Here is a 23,070-nt window from a genome sequence, read left to right on the forward strand (position 1 = left end):
ATGCGGATGCAATATACCCGACGACTCAAGTCTGTTGTCATTTTCTGGATGACGTCGCGGCGAATATTGCTGATTCTGGCATGAATTTTGGCTTGTTTTAGGTAGCATCCGAAATTATGTCACGGAATGTCCGGAAATGTCCAGTTTAACTCCTACTAGAAGATTACTCCTACACTTCCTACCAGCAGCAGCAGATGGTGATGAAACTCTTGGGAAAGAACACCTCGCCGGAAATTGCCGCCGCCTTTTGGCAACACCGCGATCGCTTGCTCAAATCTGGCAAATTACCCGGACAAACTCTCACCGCGACTTTGTTGTTCTCCGATATCAAAGATTTCAGCACGATCGCCGAACAAATGTCGCCCACCGTTTTGCTGGAATGGCTCAATGAATATTTCAGCGCGATCGCCCAAGAAGTGCAAGTTCATCACGGCATCATCAATAAATTTACTGGCGATGGCATCATGGCGGTGTTTGGTGTACCCATATGTCGCACCACACTAGAAGAAATAGCTCAGGACGCTTACTCAGCTGTAGCTTGCGCCCTCGCAATGGGCGATCGTCTCCAAGAACTCAACTCCCAGCTGCTTCGTCGCGGCTTACCCACAATTCAAATGCGAGTCGGTATTTTTACAGGCCCAGTCGTGGCCGGTAGTTTGGGGGGCAAAGACCGCTTAGAATACGGCATCATCGGCGATAGCGTCAATATTGCCTCCCGTTTGGAAAGTTGCTGCAAGGATCTTCAACCTTGCAACTGCCGCGTACTAATTGCCCGCGAAACTTTCGTTTACATCGACGGCAAATTTCAAGTCGAATATTGGGGGCCGATCGATTTGAAAGGCCGACGGCAAAGCGTGGAGATCTATCGCGTCGTTAGTAAGAAGGTAGAAAAACAACCACAATCGGAAAAAACTTAACAATTTGTATTATTAGAAGATGTATATGCCAGCGATAAACAACTTTTCTGTAACAGCTTGTAAAAGACTTGCTAAAGAAGCCACGCACTCGTTCTATCTTGAGAGATAGATTGAAAATGCCCGATCTCCGCTTAATCAAACACCAAAAAAATCTGATAGATTCCGATCTCAAGCAGACAAACCGATGATAGAAAAAATATTGCTAGCCGACTCCGGAACGGGTCATACTGAAGAAATGCTCAAGGCGTTGATGGAAATTCCTTCCCTCAAACCCGCCTCTGTAACCGTTTTGCACGTCGTTTCTCCCCAAGTAACCTCCGATGGCATGACCGCCAAGTGGGAAGAAGGCGGCAAAATTCTCGCCACTGCCATTCAGAGCTTGCAATTAGATCCCAATCACGTCAACGCCATGTTGCGACAAGGCGACCCCAAGAGTATAGTTTGCGAGGTTGCCGATGAAATCGACGCTGATTTGATTATTATGGGTTCTCGCGGACTCAAGCGTCTAGAGTCAATTCTGGAAAACTCCGTCAGTCAGTATGTTTTTCAGCTCTCCGCTCGCCCCATGCTGTTGGTCAAAGACGATATCTACGTCAAAAAAATCTCCAAAATCATGGTGGCAATGGATGGGTCCGAAGCCTCTAAAGAAACATTGAAGCTGGCTCTGTCTCTTTTACGGGATATCAAAGGCGGTCAGCTGATTCTAGTTCGCATCAACCCGAAAGTAGAAAGCAGCAGCCCCGAAACTAATCCCGTTCTAGCACCGGCAGTCGCAGAAGCCAAAAAAATGGGCGTTGCCTATCGCTGCATTATCGGCACTGGCAAGCCTGGTGAAGAAATTTGTCGCATTGCCGAGGAAGTCGGCACAGACCTGCTAATGCTAGGATCTCCCGATCGTCGTCCTTCGATCGCCAAAGGTCTCCCAGACTTAGACCGACTGTTGGGCACTTCTCTCTCAGACTACGTGCGAGTTTACGCCAACTGTCCCGTATTGTTGGCACGCACTGTCGGTTAAGTTTTGAGTTTTGAGTTTTGAGTTAAATAAACTTGATTCAAAACTCAAAACTCTCTTTATTGACGGATTTTTGCTCAGCGCTGCATTAATCAGCTTTTTTACCGCTTTCGCGGGTAGTGGTTTGAATGTACAGAATTAGTAAAAACACACTTGGTACAAGCACAAACAGGATGCTTGCCAGAAACCCTAAATCATTAACCTGCATAAAGCCCAGCCTTGATTTCACAGCAATTTTACATCACTAGGATACCACTAGAACGTCATACCGAATCCGCTGCTATTACCTGTTTATTCCAAGGAGGGAGCGGGGGAGTGGGGGAGTGGGGGAGATCGATAAGAACATTGAGCCCGAAAAAGAAGGTAGCAGACTCAAATTTATTGTCAGTCCAGTATTGGCTCATTGGAGCTAAAAACTAGGTTTCTTAAGGATGAGAATAACCTCGTTTTTGTAAGTACTGGACTGGCGCTCTAGAAATACCTGACGAGCAGCACAAAGCGCTCAAAACAAACAACCTACTTAACGTTTGGACGGCTTCGTAACCACGCTAACTGGGCCATTTACGATCGTTTGACAGGCCAGACGGCAATTTTGGCCCCTGTTCTTCAGTTTCCGATTTTCCACCTCAGTACGCGGCGAAAGGTTTTCCATACCTTCAGCAATCTCGACAACGCAGGTACCGCATTGACCGTAACCCCCACAATTCATGGCTTTTCCCATGAAAGTGTAAAGGTCGATCTTATTTTCCAGCATTTTCTGTCTTAAATTAGCACCGCTGGCTACAACTATTTCTGTATTTTCCTTGACAAATTTGATATTACCCATTAAAGATGCCTTCTGCGTCAAAGTCTCCATAACCGCAAGCCCTTCATAGCTATCATTTTATTTTACTTAAATTTACCTTATTTTAAGAAATATTACAAATTATGTCGCTGCTATGACAAAACTGGCCTGACGTGCTACCAGTCAGGCGGTCAATTGAGCCGAAATTCTAAGTTAGCGAGAAACAGCAGGAGCGCTGCTAGAAAGGTTGCTAATAGACCGTTGCAGATTTGCCAGTGCCCGATTGTAGTCGATAATAGCTCGTACCCGGTTACCTTCCGCCCGCGTTAATTCAGTTTCGGCATCGATCACCTCAGTTTGAGTGCCCACACCTGCCTGAAAGCGCAAACGAGCCAGACGGAGAGCTTCCCTCGCTTGATCCAAGGCGACATTAGAGGTTTGAATATTTTCCAAGTTCGATTGCAACTGGTAATAAGATTGTTCCACCTGCAAGCGGATTTGATTGCGGGTATCGGCAAAGCGAGTTTCGGCGATCTCTTTGTCAGCTTGTCGCTGAGCAGCTCTAGCTTGTGCAGATCCGCCATCAAACAAACTCCAGCGCAGCCTTGCTCCTATAGAGTAGCCATCGGCAATTCCAAGACCGTCGTTAAATACATCTAAAACATTGTAATTGGCGAATAAATTGAGCTGAGGTTTGCGGGCAGCCAGCTCGGCGCGTCGCAACTCTTCGTTGATATTTCTTTGGGCTAACTGCTGTTGCAATTCCGCACGGTTCTGAAAAGCTTGTATGATGCTTTGCTCCAGCGTTAAATCCCACAAACCTGCAATTTCCACCGGATCGGCAGCAGAAAGATTCACAGACTGGGGCAGACTTAATAACTGCGCCAGAACGCGACGATTGATTTGCTGTTGAGAGCGATCGCGAATCAAATTTTGGTTTTCATTAGCCAGCTGAACTTGGGCACGCAGGACATCAAATCGAGTTCCCAATCCAGCCCGCTCCAGTAGTTGGGCATCCCGCAAACTCTGCTGGGCGTTCTCCACAGCCGCCTGGGAAATGCGGACTTGTTGGTCGGATTGTTGCAAATCGTAATAAGCACTCGTGATGTCCAGACGAGTTTGTTCGCTCAAACGCTCGACTTCCAGCTGGCTGTTCCGCACCTGTTCTTCCGCTGCCCGAATTTGGGCAGCGCGACGACCGCCGGTGAACAGATCGTAACTCAATCCCAACGTTCCGTTAATGCTAAACGAGCCTTCTTCTATTTGATCTACCCCTTGCCGATTTGCTCGCTCAATACTCAATTCGCTCTGAGTCGATCGTCCACCAGCAGCATCCACTTGCAGATCCGCCGTAGGATATAAAGCCGCCTGCGCCTCTCGCAGCGCCGCCCGCGTCCGTTCCAGCTCAAGCAACGCGATCTGAAGCTGTCGATTGTTACGCCGCGCCAGTTCCAAAACTTGTTGCAGCGTCAGGGGCTGCGTCACCTCTATATTCACTTCTTCCGGTCGAGTCGGAAACTGTAAAGGATTGGGATTGGGTTGGAGATTGCTGGGGACTAAAGTTTCCGGGACGCGATTTTGAGCGATTAATCGGTTTTTGTCGGCAGTATTATAGCGATCGTTTGACATTTCAATGTGCAAATCCGCCCCTAATGACGCATTATTAGCATTATCTTGATTTTTGACGATGTGCTGCTCTACCCCAGTTTGACGGCTGGGTAAACGATTCTGAGTCAGCACACCGTTATCGTGGGATGTCGAGACATGGCACGCAGCGTCCCGACACAACTCATTGTTTAGAGCAAAACTAGGCGTACTGCTACCGAGAATCGTTGTCAACTCTGCTAACGCAGCACTCACACTCACAACCACAAAATGACGAAATTTTGGCATATATTTTGGAATCGTTTGCTGCCTAGATGGCTGATAATTTGTGCAAACTAGGGCGTCGGGAAGAGGGAAGGAAGTCAAAAGTCAAAATTTAAAAGTCAAAAATAAGAGCAAAAAGGAGAAATATCGATCTATATGGCGTTAAAACGAAAATTGGCTATTTAAATCCAATAAATTCCTAGTTTTGACTTTTGACTTTTGACTTTTGACTTTCCTATTCCCGACGCCCTTTCATCAGCCGAGCTTGAGCCGAAGTAGCGATGACGTAAAACACCGGCACTATGTAAAGGCTCAAGAAGGTAGAAATTAGCATACCCCCTAAGACGGTCATTCCCAAAGAAACCCGGCTGGCAGCACCGGCACCGGTAGCGATAGCCAGCGGAATTAAGCCAAAAATAGTGGAAAATGCCGTCATCAGTATAGGACGAAACCGCACCAAACCAGCCTCAATAGCAGCTTTGGCGATCGGCAAATTCTGCTCTTGGCGCAATTGGTTGGCGAATTCGACGATCAAAATCGAGTTTTTCGTCACCAAACCGATCAGCATAATCAAACCAATTTGGCTGTACACATTTAAATCCAAACCCCGCAGCAACAAAGCCCCAAAAGCACCCAACAGGGACAGGGGTACAGCTAACAGAATCACTAAAGGGTCGATATAACTTTCAAACTGGGCAGCCAAAACCAGGAAAATAAATGCTAAAGCCAGACCGAAAATATAAATTGTCGATTGACCGGCTTCTTTAAACTCCAGCGACTCACCCGACAAAGTAGTGCGGATATCAGTCGGTAGTTGCTGCTGCGCCAGATTCTGCAAAGCATCGAGAGCCTGACCCAAACTTTGACCCGGAGCGGGACTACCAGAAATAGTAGCAGCTCGCGATCGATTAAAGTGATTGATTTGAGGAGGCGTCGTTGAAGGAGTCACCTTCACCAAGTTAGTCAGCGGAATCATTTGTCCGGGCTGGGAACGCACATAAAACTCGCGAATATTCTCAGGAGAAGCGCGGAAGCGATCGTCTGCTTGCACCACAACCTCATAGCGCCGATTCTCCCGGTTAAAGCTGGTAATTTCTTGTCCGCCCAAGAGAATTTGCAGCGTGCGGGAAATATCTCGCACCGACACACCCAAATTAGCAGCTTGCTCCCGGTTAATCGTCAGAATCAACTCTGGTTGATTGAGTCTTAAATCCGTATCCACGTTCACCAGTTGGGGCAGCTGTCGCGCTTTTTGAGCTAACTTATCCGCTTCTTGTGCCAGCGTTTCTAAATTATTCCCTTGCAACACAAATTGCACCGGCTGACTGAATCCCGCCCCTGGTAAAGCAGGAGGATTAATTGGAATCACCAAAGCGTCCGTGATTTGCATATATCGACCGAACAGCTGACCGATTGTAGCTTCTTGGGATTGAGAAGGCTGTGGACGCTCTTGCCAAGGTTTGAGTCTGCTAAACACAAATCCCTGGTTAACTTGTCCTACCCCAGAACCGCCTCCAAAAGCACCAATGGCAAAGTAACTGTCGATCGTGGGAACCTGACTCAAAACATTTTCCACCTGCTGCATCACTTTGTCTGTGTAGTTGAGGGTAACACCCTGCGGCCCTCGGACAACCGTTAAAATCGCACCTCGGTCTTCGTTTGGTAAAAATCCCACCGGGATAAGCTGAAACAGCCACGCTGTCACTGCCAAAGAGATCAAAAACAACACGACGATCGCTAATTTTAATTTCATCAGCAACCGGAGAGATGCAGCATATATATCCCGTGTCCAGTTTATTCCCCATTCAAAAAAGTCCAGCAACCAGAAAATCGGAGTTAGCAGCCAAAAGCGTCTGCTTCTAGCATTTTCTTGCGACGGTTTGAGCAATCTAGCCGACATAGCGGGAGCTAAAGTCAAAGCGGCGATCGAAGAAAATACTACCGCTCCGGCGATCGTCAGCGCAAATTCGTTGAACAACCGACCGGTTGTACCGGCAGCAAAGGCGACCGGCACAAACACCGCAATCAAGACTACGGTAGTGGCGATAACTGCAAACACCACCTCTGTCGTTGCTTCAAAAGTCGCTGGAAAGGGAGCCATGCGCTTTTCTTCGATGTAGCGCACGATATTTTCCAGCACCACAATGGTGTCATCTACCACCAAACCCGTGGATAGGGTGAGCGCAAACAAAGTTAGCGTGTTCACCGAAAATCCCATAAAAAACATCACGCCAAAAGCGCCGATGAGGGAAATGGGAATTGTTACTGTGGGAATTATGGTGGCACGCCAATCGCGGAGGAAAATGAAGATTACCAAGACAACGAGTGCGATCGATAAATAAAGGCTTACCCAAACTTCTTCGATCGCCAATTCTACAAAGGCAGAACTATCAAAAGCAATCTGGTAACTCATTCCCTCTGGAAAATTATGGGAGAGTTCTTCCATCTTTTCCTTGGCACCTTCGGCAACATCCAGCGTGTTAGCATTGGAAAGTTTCACTACACCTAAACCCACCGCTGGTTGTTGTTTGAAACGCACGAAGGAGCGTTCGTTTTCCGCTCCAATTTCGGCTCTGCCGATGTCTTTAAGAGTGACTTGAGTGCCATCTTGATTGCGTTTGATAACTAATGCTTCGTATTCTGGCGGCGTTTGCAGTCTTCCCAAGGTGCGAACAGAATATTCCGATGTTTCTCCTTCTACCAAACCGGAAGGAATTTCTACGTTTTCCTGACGCAGTGCTTGCTCGACATCGAGAACTGTGAGATTTCTAGCCGCCATTTTTTGCGGATCTAGCCAGATTCTCATCGCATAGCGTCGTTCGCCGCCAATAATGACGCTGCTGACTCCCGGTACTGTTTCTATGGCGTCTACGATTAACTTGTCGGCGTAATCGCTCAATTCCAAGGTGGAAAATTTTTCGCCGTACAAGGCAAACCAGAGAATGGGTGAGGAATCGCCCGATTGTTTACTGACTACGGGCGCTTCCGCATCATCCGGTAATCTGCCGGTAACGCGGGACACGCGATCGCGCACGTCTTGAGCTGCGGATTCTAGGTTGCGGCTGAGTTCAAACTGAAGGGTAACCGTACTGACGGATTCCCGACTTTCTGAAGTCAGGGTTTTAATACCTTCAACTCCGTTGAGTTCCGCTTCTAATATTTCGGTAATTTCTGTTTCTACAACTTGCGGGTTAGCACCCGGATAAACGGTGCTGACGCTGACTACGGGCGGGTCAATGCTCGGATATTCCTGTACCGGTAAGCGCGTGTAACCTACTATTCCCACCAGAATAATTAGCAAGGAACAGACGGAGGCAAAGACCGGTCTTTTGATAAAGAAATTGGTGAACATCAGGGGTTAGGGGTTAGGGGCTAGGGGCTAGGGGAAGAGTGGGGGAGTGGGGGAGTGGGGGCTGAGGGGCTGAGTTGCAGAATTAATTTTTTTCCTTTTCCCTTTCCCTTTTCCCTTTTTCCTCTTCCCGACGCCCTAGCCCCCAGTCCCGACGCCCTAATCCCTCTCTTCTCTCACTTACTACCTTGCTCTTCGGGAGGAAGGGGCATTATAGGAGCGCCATCAGCTAATTTTTGATTGCCGGAAACGATAATTTGGGTTCCCGGTTGCAATCCTTCCACAACTTCGGCTTTGTCGCCTTGCACTAAACCGAGTTTTATCGGTTGCAGTTTTGCTATCTGGGAACCTTGCTGTCCCTGCCCAGCTATGTAAATGGATCGCTCTTGACCTTGGAAAATTATGGCGGTTGTGGGTACTACTACGGTGTTAGGGCGAGTATTCCAAATGATTTTGGCTCGCACAAATTGTCCATCTCGCAGTTGTCCCCTGGAATTATCAAAGGTAGCTTTGGCAAGCAGAGATTGGGATTCGGTATTGACTTTTGGCGAGATAAAACTGATCCGACCCCTAGAGGAACCTTCGACGCCTTGTAATTCTACTGGCAGTCCCAAGCGCAATTGCGGTTGACGTTCGATCGGGATTGCTAAATTTAGCTCTAAGGATTGGTTTTGGGTAATTGTGGTCAGGATGTCTGCTTTGCTTAAGTAGTCTCCCACTTTGACGGGAATGTCACCGACGACACCAGCAAAGGGCGCAGTGACTCTAGTATCGTCCAGTTGAACTTCAGCCGATCGCACTTGCGCTTGCGCTTGGGCAACTTGGGCTTCTGCTTGGGCGATTTCTTCCGGACGCCTACCGTTCTGTAGCAGTTGTAAAGCTTGTCTTTCTTGTTCTAGGGCTGCTTTGAGGCGATCGATTTCTTCCGATCTCGGCCCTTTTTGTAATTGTGCTAAAGCTTGTCGCGCTTCTTGAACGGTTGCTTCTGCTTGGGCAATTTCCTCGGAACGAGTGCCGTTTTGTAGTTGGAGGAGACGCCGTTCGGCTTCTCGCAAGTTCGCTTGGGCACTGCGGTCTTCTGCAAGGGCTTGATCCGCTCGGTCTTGCGAGATCGCACCTTGTTGTCTTAGTTGGCTATATCGATTGGCTCTTTCGGCGGTGAGTTGGGCAGAAGCGCGAGCTGCATCGACTTGAGCTTTTGCTTGGGCGATTTCTTCGGGACGAGTACCTGCACGCGCTAGGGCTAAACGCGCTTCGGCTTGGGCTAAACGGGCTCTGCCTTGGGCGATTTCTTCCGGACGACTCCCCGACTGGGCTTCTGCCAGACGGGCTTGGGCTTGGGATACGCGGGCTTGGGCTTGGGCAATTTCTTCTGGACGGCTACCGACTTTTAGTTCTCTAAGGCGGGCTTGTGCTTGCTCTAAACCTGCTTTTGCTTGGTTGAGGGTTGCTTGGACTCGATCGCTTTTAAGCCTCGCGATGATTTCGCCTTGGCGCACCAAGTTTCCCGGTTTTACATAAATTTGCATCACCTGACCCTCGGTTTCCGATCGCACTTCTACCGATCTCTGCGATTCCAATGTGCCCACAAAGTCGGAAGTTTCTTGCAGAGTGGCTGTCTCCACAGGCGCGAGTTTGACGGGGACTCCCATCGGTCTGGCTGCGGCTGTTGGTGTTGGAGGTGAAGCTGGTTGTTGAGTCTGCCACCACCGCCAACCGACTCCGACCGCACCTAAGAGAACGATCGCTGCCAAAATGTTATAAATAACGCTCCAATTTTTTGTCGCTGGAGGCTGAGGCTGAGTTGATTCAGTCGTATTTTGCTCAACAATTTGCTCGCTATTTAATTCGGATGGCACCTCCTCCTGGAGAATTGATGTGCTGGCATACTTGCCATTGGTCGGTTGCGAAGTTTTCTGGTGGTGCATGATTTTCCTAACTTAATTGACAAGAGCGGTGATTTGTGGTAATTACCCTTAAATCTTCCTCTGTTCCTGGGCCATTCTGCTCTTTGCGTAGTTGCGATCGCAGCCAGTTAATTTCGTCTTGGAGCATAGCAAAGTGTCTCTTCCAAGCGTCTGATTGGTAGCGATCTGCTGGCATCGGTTCTATCTCCAGGCTTTCCAGACGCAGCCGACAAACCATTAAGCGGTGTTCGAGTAGCTTGACCCGCTCTGCGGATTCTAAATTGCTAAAAAAGAAAAACTTGATCGTAAAGCGAGAGCGAGTGTTGACCCAGCTCTCATGTGGATGTTCCAACATTTTTTGCCGCCAGCGATCGCGCCCCGTGGCGGTAATTCCATAAGTTTTGCGGCTTGGGCCTGCTGCTCCGGGTTCTTGTCCTAGCGTGACGATATAGCCGCTCTCTTCTAGACGCCGCAACAAAGGATATATGGCTCCATAATTGACGCTGATGCAGCTACTCATAAACAACTCCAGTTGCTGCTTTAACCGATAACCGTGCAGTGGCTCGCTCAGAAGTAGACCCAGGGTAGCTAACTCAAGCATATATATTGGTCTGATATACCAGGCAAAAGGTATGCTGATAATCTAACATCCTTGGCTGGAGGAAGGTTAACTTTTGGTAAGCACGGTACTGACTTAGAAACAGTAGTACTACTAAGTTCTATAGAAATGCTAGAGATTGCTTCCCTCTAAAGATTCATCTTCCTGCTAGCCTTTAGATGAATACCTCCTACCCTTGGGTCGCCCAATAGGGTGAATTTGTACGGGAAGAGAGTTAACGGAAATTGCTACAAAAACAAATTCCTCCCAGTCCGAGAGACTGGGAGGAATTTACAATTTGCTGAGATGGGGATGATATGATTCAGTTTTGAGATTTTCGTTATCGCTATTTGACCGAAACAGCTTCTACGTCAACAACTTTATCTTCAACTGAAGAGGGGGCAGAAGCGTTATTTTCGGAAGTGTTAGCTGGATTCTGACTTTGACGCAATTTGACGTGATCGATTAACAGCTGGGATACTTCTGAAACTAGCAGCGTCATAATTGCAGCGTCGTCAATTAGCCCAATAACGGGGATAAAATCAGGTGCAATATCGATCGGACTGAAAAGGTAAAGCAACGATCCTAAAATCAACCACCAGCGATACTTGGGGTTACGAATGGTGTTGCGATACCAGTTATAAAGTGATTGAATTGAGAAGTTCATTTTTGTAGCCTCTAGTTACTTTTTATTGTGGCAAATGCCACAGCGGCTGTGGGTGCGGATATCCGCAATTAGCTATGTTGGGCTGTTTTGGAGGAGTTTGAGGGCTTTTCTGAATTGAACGAAGGTGATGACCGCACCAGTCGCGCCTCATTTCTTTAAAATTGAGTTGCCCCAAACTGGTTACTGTTGACCGGCAGGACGAGCATAGCGACGAAGTACGAACGGAGGAAACGAAAACTGTGGATGAGATTCTTAAGCAAATATACAATCTCGAACTTTTTAGGGACGGCGGGCCGGCAATGTGGCCTTTGCTGGTACTGTCAATTCTGTCGCTGACCGTGATCCTGGAACGTCTGTGGTTCTGGACAAAAATTTTGACTAAGGAAAAAGATATCGTCAACCGCGTTCTGGATGCTGCTTCTCAAGATTGGGAAACAGCGGCGGAAATTGCCAGACGGTCATCGAATAAGCCGATCGGGCGCTTTATGTATGCCCCCTTGCGCTTGCCCCAACCGGAACCGGAAGTGTTTAAACTCGCATTGGAAACAGCGGCGGAAGAAGAATTGGGTGCGATGCGCCGTGGTGACAAAATCTTAGAAGCGGTGATTGCCCTGGCACCCCTACTGGGACTTTTCGGCACGGTTTGGGGTTTAATTGTCTCCCTGCGCGACCTTCGCATTAGCGATATCGGAACGGCGGCGGCATCTGAGGCAACTTTGGGTATCGGTCAAGCTTTAATCAGTACGGCTAGCGGATTGGTGGTAGCCATTTTCAGTCTGGCATTTTACCGCTTGTTTCAACTTTTTTTATTCAACCAAGTCAAAATTTTTCGTAAATCTGGCAATGAATTAGAGTTGCTATATCGACAGTTTTGGTCGCGCTTACAACTAGAAGATAGCCATCCTGCCAGCTACAACAATAGCAGCACTCGCGAAAAGCCAAAGCCAAAGCTGGATAGTGCTAATGCCGTTGAGGATGCCGAATAGTGTCCAGTGAGGCAGACCGCAGGGTATTGCTATTTTTGCTCTGACCGATCGCACTCTCCCATTCCGTACATTTCCACTCTAGCCCCGCTTGCAGAATGAAGATTAATCTTGACTCCCCATCCGATGACATCAAAATTGAGCTAATCCCCCTGATTGATGTCATTTTTTGTATCCTCACATTTTTTATCCTGGCTGCTTTGCAATTCACTCGTCAGCAGGCAATTAACGTCGATTTGCCTAAAGCTAGCAGCAGCACGACGCCAGCGCAGACGCGCCAGCTGTTAATTGTCAGTATCAATCCTTTTAATCAAATCTATGTAGAAAATGAACTGGTGACGCCAGAGAATTTGGAACAAAAATTGCGGGAATATCGCCAGACCAATCCGGAAGGGACGATGGTTCTGTATGCTTCCAAGACGGCTTTTTATAACGATGTGGTGCAAGTTCTGGATAAAATGCGGCTCTTTGGGGGCGATCGCGTCGCCTTGGCAACCCTACCGGATACACCCAATCGAGCGATCGATTCGCCAGTTCCTTCTCCTACTCCAGGTTTAACACCTTATTCCCCCGGACTCACTCCACCCGCTACAAACACTCCCGGTTTGACGCCAAACACAGGCACAGGCACAAATACTCTCCCCTACAATCCCTACAACCCCTACGCGACGCCCAACCCCGCACAGCCACCCGGAACGCTTACTCCTTCTCCCTCTGTTCCCGGTAGTGGAGTTTTAACACCTACTGTTCCGCCTTCGGGAGTAGTTCCCCAAGCACCGGGAACAGTGCCGACTCCCGGAACTTCAACCGAGTAAAAGTCAAAAGTCAAAAGTCAAAAAAAAGAAGCTAAAATTAAGGCTTTTGTGAAATTAACAACGTCATAAATAATCAACCTGGTGACTATATCTATTCCGAAAGATAGATACATCTTTCTTTTTGATTAGCTAAGGTCTTGATTTGAATTTAGATTGTCAATTCTCAAGTTTTAAATGGGGTTTTGCTATGAATTTAATTGCAATTTTAATGGCTTGGCTTGTAACTTCTGTGAGCTTGTTCATCATTTCTAAATTGCCGCTGGGAGTAGAAATAGATGGATTTAATAAGGCGCTGACTTCGGCAGCAGTTTTTGGAATTTTAAACGCGCTTTTACAACCAGTTTTAAAAGTTCTGTTTTTTGTACCGAACTTGCTAACTTTATTCTTACTGCAATGGCTGTTCTTAGCTGCGATTAATGCCATCATTTTTGGATTGGCAGCTTGGTTAGTAGAAGGATTTCGCTTGCGTTGGGGTTAATGGAAGTGCTTTTTTCGGTGCGATCGCACTCGGTCTCATCAATTCCTTGATTTTTAGATTGATTTATTGATTAGTTAGTAATTAGCCATTAGTCCTTCTTAAGGAAGTCGATGACTAATGGCTAAATTTGATTGCAGTTCGCTTCATCCAAACATAGGCATTAGCCAACTCCGACCTTTAGAGGTAGATCCATTTATACCAATGAGCAGATGGAAGAGCCTATCTTGCGTAGTTAGGGTAGTTATTGAAGGTGTTTTGATTGCGCCTTAACTTAAAACTGCGTAATTTGGGGCAACTTTAAATATTGCCGTGCCAAATAATAGATAGATCGGAGGAAGTTTTAATATGGATTTCGTTGATATTTTGGTAACTTGGTTGGTCACTGCTTCTAGTTTGCTGATTCTGACCAAACTGCCGTTGGGAATTGAAATTGATAACCCTGGCATAGCTTATATTTCAGCAGCGGTTTTTGGGATTATCAACTCGCTGATTACATTTTTTGTGCTGACAGTACCTAATTTCTTCACATTTGGCATATACGGGTTTTTTGCGAAGGTATTCACATTGGGTTTGTTTTCATTTCTCATCAATGCGATCGCTTTAACTTTAGCGCGTCGATTCGTCACTGGCTTCCGTTTGGAAAAGGGAATTATAAGTGCTGTATTTGTGGCGATCGCACTTTCTTTGGTAAGCAGTTTAATTACAAGTTTTGTTGTCGGTCAACCAGCCGCAATTGCGTAAGCGCTTTCGATCTGAATTGGTTACAGAGAAACCCGGTTTCTTCAAGAAACCGGGTTTCTGCGGTCTATCAATATAGATCTCAGATCGAGTCCGGTTGCATCGGTAGTATATGAGTGATGCGAAATGTTATCTGTGGAGATCGGGGGTTAAATTTTTACCGCAGATGTAAGCAGATAAACGCAGCCTATAGCTGATAAGAAAGCGATTTTTTTGGGCAACCGATGCTAGGGGACATGATATTATTAAGCGGGAACTTCGATTCTTTGAGTACCGGCAAGTCCGAAAGCAGCGTGGATGGCTTGCAAAGCTGTAACGCCTTGTTCTTGTGCGACCACACAGCTAATTTTAATTTCGGAGGTGGCAATCATTTGAATGTTGATTTGATGTTTTGCCAGTGCTTCAAATAAACGTGCTGCAACTCCCGGCTGTCCTTGCATTCCTGTACCGACGGCGCTGACTTTAGCGATCGCATTATCTACTACGATATCTCCGCACCCCAAATCGGCAACTGCCTCTGACAGCGTTCTTTTAGCCGCTTCGGCATCACCTCTGGCCACGGTAAAGGCGATATCTCGTCTGGGAGTACCATCGACGATGCGACAGCGTTGCGATTGGATGATCGTATCGACGCTGATATTATGCTTTGCTAATTGTTGGAACAATTGCGCTGCCATTCCGGGACGATCTGGTATGTGGCGGATCGCTACACGCGCTTGGTTGAGATCTAGCGCAACGCCACGAATGGGGGAAGATGAGGGGGGAACAGCAGAATGATGTTCCCATTCTGTGTCGATCGCTTCGACTGGGGAACAGTTAACATCGAAGGTGGCACAAAGGACGGCAATAGCGCGATCGCAATCATCCGCATCCACAACGCAACTGACCTTCACTTCCGAAGTGGAAATCATTTGAATGTTGATTCCCGCATCTGCCAGAGTGGCGAACATTTGCGCCGCTACACCGGGACGTCCGATCATACCGGCACCGGCGATACTGACTTTGGCAATTTCCCCGTCTACGATTACTTCTGCTTCGTCGAGTTTGGAACTGTTACCTCGGAGGACGGGTGCAATGGCAGCTGCTACAGCTTCGGCTTTTTTGAGAACGCCTTTGCTGACAGTAAAGGCAATATCGTTAGAATTGCCTTCGTGAATTGATTGAATAATCAAGTCAACTTGTAACTCTTGCGAGGCAATTTCGCCAAACAATCGCGCTGCTATTCCCGGACGATCGGGTACTCGCAGCAGTGAGACTTTAGCTTGATTGGTATCGAATTCCACCGCATCTACCGGACGGACGAGTTCCAGATCTGCCAACGCCCGTTTTTGACGTATATTGGAAGTTACCCAGGTGCCCGGTTCGTCACTCCAGCTAGAACGCACTACTAAAGGCACGCCGTAGTTGCGGGCAATTTCCACTGCTCTCGGATGCAGCACTTTCGCGCCCAAACTAGCCAATTCCAGCATTTCATCGCAGGTAATTTCCGACATTAGCTGGGCATCCGGAACGATGCGGGGGTCTGCTGTCAAAATTCCCGGTACGTCGGTGTAAATTTCGCAACAGCTAGCAGATAGTGCCGCTGCCAAAGCGACGGCAGAAGTGTCTGACCCACCGCGCCCCAATGTGGTAATTTCCAACTCTTCCGTACTGCTGATGCCTTGGAAACCGGCGACGACAACCACTTTACCTTCTTTGAGGTGACGCTCGATGCGATCGGTTTCAATTCGCAGAATGCGGGCGCGGGTGTGTTGGGCTTCCGTCACAATGCCAACTTGGGCACCAGTCAGGGAAATGGCCGGTTGTCCCAACTCCTGCAATGCCATACTCAGCAGAGCGATCGAAACTTGTTCGCCTGTCGAAAGTAGCATATCCATTTCCCGACGACTGGGATTGGCGGAAATTTCGTAAGCTAGTTTAACTAGACCGTCGGTCGTTTTACCCATTGCTGAAACAACTACTACCAAAGAGTTGCCAGCTTGGGCTGCTTTCCAGACGCGCTGTGCTACTGCTTGGATACGTTCTACCGACCCAACTGAACTGCCACCGTATTTTTGAACAATTAGTGCCATAATCTTATTTTCCCAAGAGCCTCCTGCTTTCTTGACCCATTGAAGCGCAAAACCTGACAGGGTTTTATCGTTGGCTGCTGCTGCGGCTGAAAAATATCGCCGCTTCACCAGCTCGAATAGAGGCGTTAAATAGCGATCGACTAATTTAACTTACCAGACTATGCAAGAGGGTATCAGTGTAACTTCGTTTTTGTTTATCAAAATCTTGAGAGAGTATGAAAAGACACATTTACCCGTTTGGGGAAACAATAATAAACAATAAAGAAGAAAGTTAGCGCTTTAAACGATCGCACTCTTAGTAAGCACTCGCCTAACAGCTGCATCGGGTATGGCGTAAGGCCGAATCGGCCAATATATAAGAAGGAGGGTGGCATATGGATAGTTTGCCCGAACCTATGAAGACAAATTTACTCAAGGAAATTTTCCCTGATGGCGGGGAAATGGGTAAACTGATGCGATCGCTTGACTGGTCGGCTACTCCCCTTGGCGCTGTGGAAACTTGGTCGGCGAGTTTGCGAACATCTGCGTGCATCTGTTTGGCTTCTCCTTTCCCGACGATCGTCTGGTGGGGGCCAGAACTCATCCAATTTTACAATGATGCTTGTCGCCCGATACTGGGTACAGCAACACAAGATCGCGCTTTGGGACAGCCGGGGCATTGCTGTTGGTCAGAAAAATGGGAAACGATCGGCCCAATAGTGGAAGCAGTTCTTCTGGAAGGTAAGGTTGTCCGATCGGAAAAGCTAATGCTGTCTCCAGATAGCAACGGTGATACAAAGCAGCACTACTTCACTTTTTGTTGTAGTCCAATTTGGGATGAAACGGGAAAAGTGGGTGGTGTGTTCGCTGCTATTAAGGAAACGCAACTCCAGGAAGACGAAAAATTACACCGAAGAGAACGAGAATTCAAGGCGCTGGTGGAAATTTCACCAGATATTATGGCTCGTTTCGATAAAGAATTACGTTACGTCTATGTTAACTCAGCAATAGAAAAAGCAACGGGAATACCAGCATCAAAATTTATCGGCAAAACAAATCGGGATTTAGGGATGCCAGATGAGATTTGTTCTTTCTGGCAAAATCATCTTCAATATGTATTTGCAACGCTCGAAGAGCGCGTTATCGAGTACGAGTTTCGCGCTACAGAAGAAACTCAATATTATCAATCGCGTCTCGTTCCTGAATTTGACAAAAATGGTGCGATCGAATATGTTTTGGGCATTACTCGCGATATCACTAAGCTCAAACAAACTGAGTCAGCGCTGTTAGAAAGCAATCAAAGATTGGAGTGCCTCATTCAAGCTTCCCCCCTAGCCATTATTGCTCTTGATGTGCAAGGGAAGCTCAAAATGTGGAGTCCATCTGCCGAACGTATATTTGGCTGGAGCGCACAAGAAGTACCATTAGATATTAGATCGGTAATTTTAGATTTGGGATTACAAGAAATCGAAAATTCTACATCCAAGGAAGTGCGTTGGCAGAAAAAATCTGGTGCGGAAATAGACGTTTCCATCTGGGCGGCACCGATGTACGATGCTAAAGGTAATATATCCGGTACAATCGCTGCAATTGCAGATATCAGCGATTGCAAACGGGCACAAGTAAAAAGCGAAAAATTAATTAAACTCCTCGAAAGCGAACAGGCACTCTTAGAAGCTGTGTTACAGCAGATGCCGGCAGCAGCCATCATCGCTGAAGCACCTTCGGGAAGGTTACTTCTAGGCAATAAGTTGGTGGAGAAAATTTGGCATCAGCCTTTTCTAGAAGCTGATAGCATTCTGCAATACCAGAAGAATTACAGGGGTTTCCATCCGGATGGACGACTTTACGCACCCGAAGAATGGCCTTTAGCGCGATCGATCGCTACTGGTGAGGTGATCACCGATGAGGAAATTAATTTCCAGCGCGGTGATGGCAGTCGTGGTATAATGCGCGTCAGATCTACCCCAATCTACAGCTACGAAGGGGCGATCGTTGCTGGAATCATGACTTTTTACGACATTACCGAACGCAAGCGGGCTAAGGAAGCCCTGCAAGCAAGTGAGGAAAGATTCCGAACTCTCGTTAATTCTATGCAGGATATCGTCTTTACTTTGGATCGGGAACAGCGCCATACGGGTGTGTTTGGCTCTTGGTGGGAGAAGACGGGTGTTAAACCGGAATTCTTTTTGGACAAGACTCCCCGCGAGATTTTAGGTGAGGAAGCGGCGGCAATTCACGAAGAAGCCAATCAAAGGGCGCTTGCTGGAGAAACGGCGATCTATGAGTGGTTGTTTCAAAGCGCTAATGGCACTGAATATTGTCAAACTTCCGTATCTCCGTTACGAAATGGTGATGGGGAAGTGATCGGACTTGTTGGGGTGGGACGCGATATTACTAAACTGCATCGGGCCGAAGAAGCGCAGCGGTTTCTTGCAGAAGCTAGTAAAGTGTTAACGGCAACACTTGACTACGAGACGACTCTGAGAAGCGTAGCGCGTTTGGCTGTGCCTTACCTAGCGGACTACTGCGCTATTTTCGTATGGGAGGATGGGGGGCAGATCCGCCTGGTAGCCTTTGCCCACAAAGATCGATCGCAAGAAAGACTGCTTGAGGAATTGCAATCCTACCCGCTGGACTCCAACTCGAATGCGCCGGTAGCGCAAGTGCTGCGTAGCGGTCAACCGTTGTTGATTGAAGATGTTTGCAACTATACAGCCAGCTTGCTTAATGTGGCTTCCGAAGCAGGCTCAGAAGGCAATATTTTTAAGCTGTTTGAGGCGCAGGGCAGCGATGTCGATCGTTATCGGTTTATGGGCGAACTCGCTCCCAAATCGTTGGTAGTGGTGCCTTTGGTGGCGCGGGGGCGAACGCTGGGTGTAATTTCTTTTACTGGCACAGAGTCGCGGTGTCGGTATCAGCCAAGCGATCTAGCTTTGGCAGAAGATCTGGCTTACCGCGCTGCTTTGGCTTTTGACAATGCGCGGCTGTACACACAAGCTCAAGAGGCAAATCGGATTAAGGATGAGTTTTTGGCGATCGTCTCCCATGAGTTGCGGACACCTTTGAATGCGATACTGGGTTGGGCAACTCTGCTGCGGAAGCGCCAGTTCGATCGAGCAACGAGCGATCGCGCTTTGGAGACGATCGAACGCAATGCCCGATCGCAAAGTGAATTGATCGAAGATTTGCTGGATGTCTCGCGAATGCTGCGAGGTAAAGTTTCTCTGAGTCTCCATCCGATCGATTTGGTTGCTGTTATGGAAGCCGCAACTGAAGCTGTACGTCCCTCTGCTCAAGATAAGGGTATCGAACTTAAGTTGCTCTGCCAAGATAGGGGTTGTACGGTATCTGGTGATTTCAACCGTTTGCAGCAAGTTGTGTGGAATTTGCTCTCCAATGCGATTAAGTTTACGGCTTCTGGGGGAAAGGTGGAGGTGCAACTGGAGAAATTGCAGATTTCAGATTTAAGATGGCAAATTGAACACAAAAATTCTGCTTTATATCTGCAATCTGAAATCTCGAATTTGAAATTCAATCCATCTGCAAGATCGTATGCCCAAATCACGGTAAGCGATACGGGTAAAGGTATCAGTCCCCAATTTCTACCTTACGTGTTCGATCGCTTCCGCCAAGCCGATAGCACAACCACAAGGGCGCACGGTGGACTGGGACTCGGTTTGGCAATTGTCCGTCACCTGGTAGAATTGCACGGCGGTACAGTTAAAGCAGAAAGTGCCGGAGAAGGACTGGGTGCAACTTTCACGGTTTATCTGCCACTTCTGGAACAAACCAAAATAGTCAGAGAACCAAATTCTTCCCCTACTCCCTCCCTCCCCCACTCCCCCACTCTCCCCCTCTCCGGCGTGCGGGTACTCGTTGTTGATGATGAACCGGATACGCTAGAGTTTCTGAAAGCTGCTCTATCACAATATGGCGCTCAAGTCAAGGCTGTGACATCAGTTAGTTCGGCACTGGAAGCATTGGCAGAATGGAATCCGGATGTACTGGTCAGCGATATCGGAATGCCCCACGAGGATGGTTACGATCTCATTCGCAAGGTGAGGGCTTTGGAGTCGCAGACTGGGGGTATGCTTCCGACTGTGGCGCTGACAGCATATGCGATGGAAACAGACCGCACAAAGGTTCTGGCTGCCGGTTTTGATAGGCATTTAGCGAAGCCGGTAGATGCTGATGAGTTGGTCGGTGCGATCGTTCAACTTGTGAAAATTAAAAATGGGTGAGTGGGGGAGGAAATGTTAGTAAATTAAGTTTTGAATAGAGATTTAAAAAGAAGCGATCGTAATAATATTTAAGATTGATTCATTATTTCCAAAAATTCTTGCACGACTCGATCTGGTTGTTCGTTACATCTGGTTGTATCGTAATTTTGGATGATGCAAATACCGTGCGATCGAAAGGTGCGATCGCCTTTTTTCAATTGACAAATATCAGCAGTCAATTGCAAAATTGAACTGACTGCTGACATCTGACAAATTTAAGTTGTATACTCCGCGTTAATCTTCACGTAGTCATAACTTAAATCGCATCCCCAAGCTTTACCAAAGCCGGAACCGTTACCGATACTCACCGAAATTAAAACAGTATCTTCTTTCAAATATGCACCAGCAGCAGCAGCTTTCAAATATGCACTAGCAGCAGCGCGATCGAATGCCAAAGGTTGCCCATTTTCCATTAACAAAAAATTCCCCAAACTGATTTGCAAATCTCCTTGATCGAACTGCACGCCAGCACGTCCAGCTGCGGCGGCAATTCTTCCCCAGTTAGGATCGCGACCGAAAATAGCTGATTTAGCTAAAGATGAACCGGCAATAGTGCGAGCGACTTGACGCGCTGCTTTATCGTCAGTTGCGCCAGAAACTACTACTTCCATCAAACAAGTAGCGCCTTCGCCATCACGTGCGATCGCTTTTGCTAAATACTGACAAACTGCTGTTAGCATCGCCTCCAATTTTTCTGCATCTGCACCCATTTCTGTAATTGCGGGAGTGCGCGATTGACCGTTTGCCAAAGCAATTAAAGTATCGTTAGTACTGGTATCCCCATCAACCGTAATTTGATTGAAACTTTTATCTGCCGCACGACTCAACATTTGCTGCCATAAAGAAGGAGAAACCGCTGCATCGCAGGTAACAAATGACAGCATTGTTGCCATATTGGGATGAATCATACCGGAACCTTTGGCAATTCCGCCGATTCGCACCGGACGATCGTGTATTGTGGTTTCCAAAGCGATCGATTTTGTCACCAAATCTGTGGTGATAATCGCTTGTGCAGCTGCATCGCCCCCAGTTTCCGATAGCGCGGCGACGACTTGGGGAATACCAGCTTTGAGGGCATCCATTTTAATGCGTTGACCGATGACACCGGTGGATGCTACCAATACATAGTCCGAGGGAATGTTCAACACTTGCGCTAATTGCTGGGCACTTTCGATCGCATCGATCCAACCCTGCGAACCTGTGGCGGCGTTAGCTTGTCCGGCGTTGCAGAGTATAGCACGGGCGCTAGGTTTAGATTGCAGGCGCTGACGGCAATAATCCACAGGCGCGGCGCGAACAACGGAGGTGGTGAACACTCCGGCGGCAATTGCCTCCACATCCGACACAATTAAAGCTAAATCCGGCAGCCCCGAAGGTTTCAATCCCGCTTTAATCCCCGCCGCACGATACCCTCTGGGTGCTGTGACGTTTCCGCTTATTTCCTGCCAATCTGTCATAATTTCTCCCTCCAGCCTTTTACTTGCTTGCGAGGGGATTATATCAAAGGGAGAGAAGAAAGGGGTTAGGGGTTAGGGGTTAGGGGTTAGGGAATAGGGGCTAGGGACTAGGGACTAGGGGAAAGAGGGGGAGCGGGGGAGCGTGGCGGCGGTCTCGGCGTGGCCGAGCCGCTCCTCCATCACCTCGACCGTCTTGAGCACCGCATTGGGCCCGATCAGCGGCTCCGTGCGCCGCCGCCCGAGGATGCGCCGCTCAGCGGGCATCAATCCGATCCCGTTTGCGTTCCTCACCCCGCTCTTTCATCTGCGCGCGCACCGCCTCGCGGCGCTCCTGCGCTTGGGCGGCCTTGTCGGCATTGGTCTCCCAGTCGGTCGCGGCGTCGGCGGCGGCAAGGCGGCTTTCGTCGAAGTGCCAGTCGAGCTGTGTCTTGGTCTGCGGGCCCCAATATCCGGCCTTGCCGAGATCGTAGAAGGTGCGCTTGAACCCGGCGCGCAGGAAGGCCCACAGGCACCCCAGCAGATAGCGGCGCCGGAACCCCGTCCCGCGCCACGGATAGTGGAACAGCGCCTTGCGGCTGTAGAAGCGGCGGTAGTTCTTCATCACACCGTCGAGCAGCTCCCCGCGCTCCATCGCCGCAGGCTTCATGATCGGCGTCACGAAATTGTACTTGCTGAAATCATGGACCTCGACCTGGTCCTTCAGCGTCTCGAACAGCGGGGTGTAGGGCCAGGGCGTATACATCGCCCAGTTTGCGAGATCGGGCTGCCAGTCCCACGCCATCTGGAAGGTGTCCTCCAGCGTCTCGGGCGTCTCGTTGTCGAGCCCGACGATGAACTGCGCTTCCACGAAGATGTCCGCGTCGCGCAGCAGCTTGATCGCCTGCTTGTTCTCCTCGACCTTGGTTTCCTTGTTGAACCGGTCGAGCTTCATCTGCGCCGCAGCCTCGGTGCCGAGGCTGACGTGGACCAGCCCGGCCTTGCGGTAGAAGGGCAGCAATTCCTTGTCGCGGTAGATATCGGTGACGCGGGTGTTGATCCCCCACTTCACTTTATCCGGCAGGCCGCGGTCGATCAGCTCCTGACAGAACTTGATGAAGGTCTTGCGGTTGATGGTCGGTTCTTCGTCGGCGAGAATGAAGAAGCCGACGCCGTGCTTTTCGTG

Annotated in this window: 16 protein-coding genes and 2 pseudogenes; 7 read left to right on the forward strand and 11 right to left on the reverse strand. The window is 48.5% G+C overall.

What is annotated here, in order from left to right; translation table 11 throughout:
- Window positions 1-167: 167 nt before the first annotated feature.
- Window positions 168-917, forward strand: a pseudogene (locus H6G03_RS31640) (adenylate/guanylate cyclase domain-containing protein); the annotation flags it as partial.
- Window positions 918-1,101: 184 nt separating this feature from the next.
- Window positions 1,102-1,932: a universal stress protein gene (locus tag H6G03_RS31645; protein ID WP_190473900.1), complete on the forward strand. Its 831-nt coding sequence runs from the start codon at window positions 1,102-1,104 to the stop codon at window positions 1,930-1,932.
- Between the two features lie 85 nt (window positions 1,933-2,017).
- Here H6G03_RS31645 and psbM read toward each other — a convergent pair whose 3' ends face one another.
- The 7 genes from psbM to H6G03_RS31680 form a co-directional block, all read right to left on the reverse strand.
- Window positions 2,018-2,137: a photosystem II reaction center protein PsbM gene (gene psbM / locus H6G03_RS31650; RefSeq protein WP_190473924.1), complete on the reverse strand. Its 120-nt coding sequence runs from the start codon at window positions 2,135-2,137 to the stop codon at window positions 2,018-2,020.
- 312 nt (window positions 2,138-2,449) lie between these two features.
- The gene (locus H6G03_RS31655; protein WP_190473926.1) at window positions 2,450-2,755 is read right to left on the reverse strand and encodes a 2Fe-2S iron-sulfur cluster-binding protein; all 306 of its coding nucleotides are present in this window, start codon (window positions 2,753-2,755) and stop codon (window positions 2,450-2,452) included.
- Window positions 2,756-2,926: 171 nt separating this feature from the next.
- The gene (locus H6G03_RS31660) at window positions 2,927-4,606 is read right to left on the reverse strand and encodes a TolC family protein (protein WP_190473928.1); all 1,680 of its coding nucleotides are present in this window, start codon (window positions 4,604-4,606) and stop codon (window positions 2,927-2,929) included.
- Window positions 4,607-4,817: 211 nt separating this feature from the next.
- Window positions 4,818-7,934, reverse strand: coding sequence for an efflux RND transporter permease subunit (locus H6G03_RS31665; protein WP_190473902.1), 3,117 nt, complete (start codon window positions 7,932-7,934; stop codon window positions 4,818-4,820).
- 173 nt (window positions 7,935-8,107) lie between these two features.
- Complete coding sequence (locus tag H6G03_RS31670; RefSeq protein ID WP_190473904.1) at window positions 8,108-9,859, reverse strand: efflux RND transporter periplasmic adaptor subunit; 1,752 nt, start codon at window positions 9,857-9,859, stop codon at window positions 8,108-8,110.
- A 7-nt stretch (window positions 9,860-9,866) separates the two neighbouring features.
- Window positions 9,867-10,439: a PadR family transcriptional regulator gene (locus tag H6G03_RS31675; RefSeq protein WP_190473905.1), complete on the reverse strand. Its 573-nt coding sequence runs from the start codon at window positions 10,437-10,439 to the stop codon at window positions 9,867-9,869.
- A 343-nt stretch (window positions 10,440-10,782) separates the two neighbouring features.
- Complete coding sequence (locus H6G03_RS31680) at window positions 10,783-11,103, reverse strand: YkvA family protein (protein WP_190473907.1); 321 nt, start codon at window positions 11,101-11,103, stop codon at window positions 10,783-10,785.
- Between the two features lie 299 nt (window positions 11,104-11,402).
- On the opposite strand from H6G03_RS31680, the gene H6G03_RS31685 reads away from it, so the two are divergent.
- From H6G03_RS31685 to H6G03_RS31700, 4 genes and pseudogenes are all read left to right on the forward strand, one after another.
- A complete protein-coding gene (locus H6G03_RS31685; protein WP_190473930.1) occupies window positions 11,403-12,089 on the forward strand; it encodes a MotA/TolQ/ExbB proton channel family protein in 687 nt (228 codons plus the stop codon).
- A 95-nt stretch (window positions 12,090-12,184) separates the two neighbouring features.
- Entirely contained in the window at window positions 12,185-12,901 is a 717-nt protein-coding gene (locus H6G03_RS31690) for an ExbD/TolR family protein (protein WP_190473909.1), read from the forward strand.
- A 187-nt stretch (window positions 12,902-13,088) separates the two neighbouring features.
- A pseudogene (locus tag H6G03_RS31695) lies at window positions 13,089-13,449 on the forward strand (phage holin family protein).
- 275 nt (window positions 13,450-13,724) lie between these two features.
- The gene (locus tag H6G03_RS31700; protein ID WP_190473911.1) at window positions 13,725-14,120 is read left to right on the forward strand and encodes a phage holin family protein; all 396 of its coding nucleotides are present in this window, start codon (window positions 13,725-13,727) and stop codon (window positions 14,118-14,120) included.
- A gap of 242 nt (window positions 14,121-14,362) precedes the next feature.
- Here the strand turns inward: H6G03_RS31700 and H6G03_RS31705 are convergent, their stop codons facing one another.
- On the reverse strand, window positions 14,363-16,189 hold the full coding sequence (locus H6G03_RS31705) for an aspartate kinase (protein ID WP_190473933.1): 1,827 nt from the start codon (window positions 16,187-16,189) through the stop codon (window positions 14,363-14,365).
- Window positions 16,190-16,563: 374 nt separating this feature from the next.
- On the opposite strand from H6G03_RS31705, the gene H6G03_RS31710 reads away from it, so the two are divergent.
- The gene (locus H6G03_RS31710) at window positions 16,564-20,412 is read left to right on the forward strand and encodes a PAS domain-containing hybrid sensor histidine kinase/response regulator (RefSeq protein ID WP_190473914.1); all 3,849 of its coding nucleotides are present in this window, start codon (window positions 16,564-16,566) and stop codon (window positions 20,410-20,412) included.
- 68 nt (window positions 20,413-20,480) lie between these two features.
- Here H6G03_RS31710 and H6G03_RS31715 read toward each other — a convergent pair whose 3' ends face one another.
- The 3 genes from H6G03_RS31715 to H6G03_RS31730 form a co-directional block, all read right to left on the reverse strand.
- Window positions 20,481-20,657, reverse strand: a complete 177-nt coding sequence (locus H6G03_RS31715) for a hypothetical protein (RefSeq protein ID WP_190473916.1) — start codon at window positions 20,655-20,657, stop codon at window positions 20,481-20,483.
- A gap of 9 nt (window positions 20,658-20,666) precedes the next feature.
- Window positions 20,667-21,908 (reverse strand): bifunctional ornithine acetyltransferase/N-acetylglutamate synthase, encoded by a 1,242-nt coding sequence (gene argJ / locus H6G03_RS31720; RefSeq protein ID WP_190473918.1) that lies wholly within the window; start codon window positions 21,906-21,908, stop codon window positions 20,667-20,669.
- 253 nt (window positions 21,909-22,161) lie between these two features.
- A partial coding sequence (locus tag H6G03_RS31730) for a radical SAM protein (RefSeq protein WP_190473922.1) occupies window positions 22,162-23,070 on the reverse strand: 909 nt, incomplete at its 5' end.

Origin of the sequence: Aerosakkonema funiforme FACHB-1375 (genome assembly GCF_014696265.1) — a bacterium.
Taxonomy (GTDB): Bacteria; Cyanobacteriota; Cyanobacteriia; order Cyanobacteriales; family Aerosakkonemataceae; genus Aerosakkonema; species Aerosakkonema funiforme_A.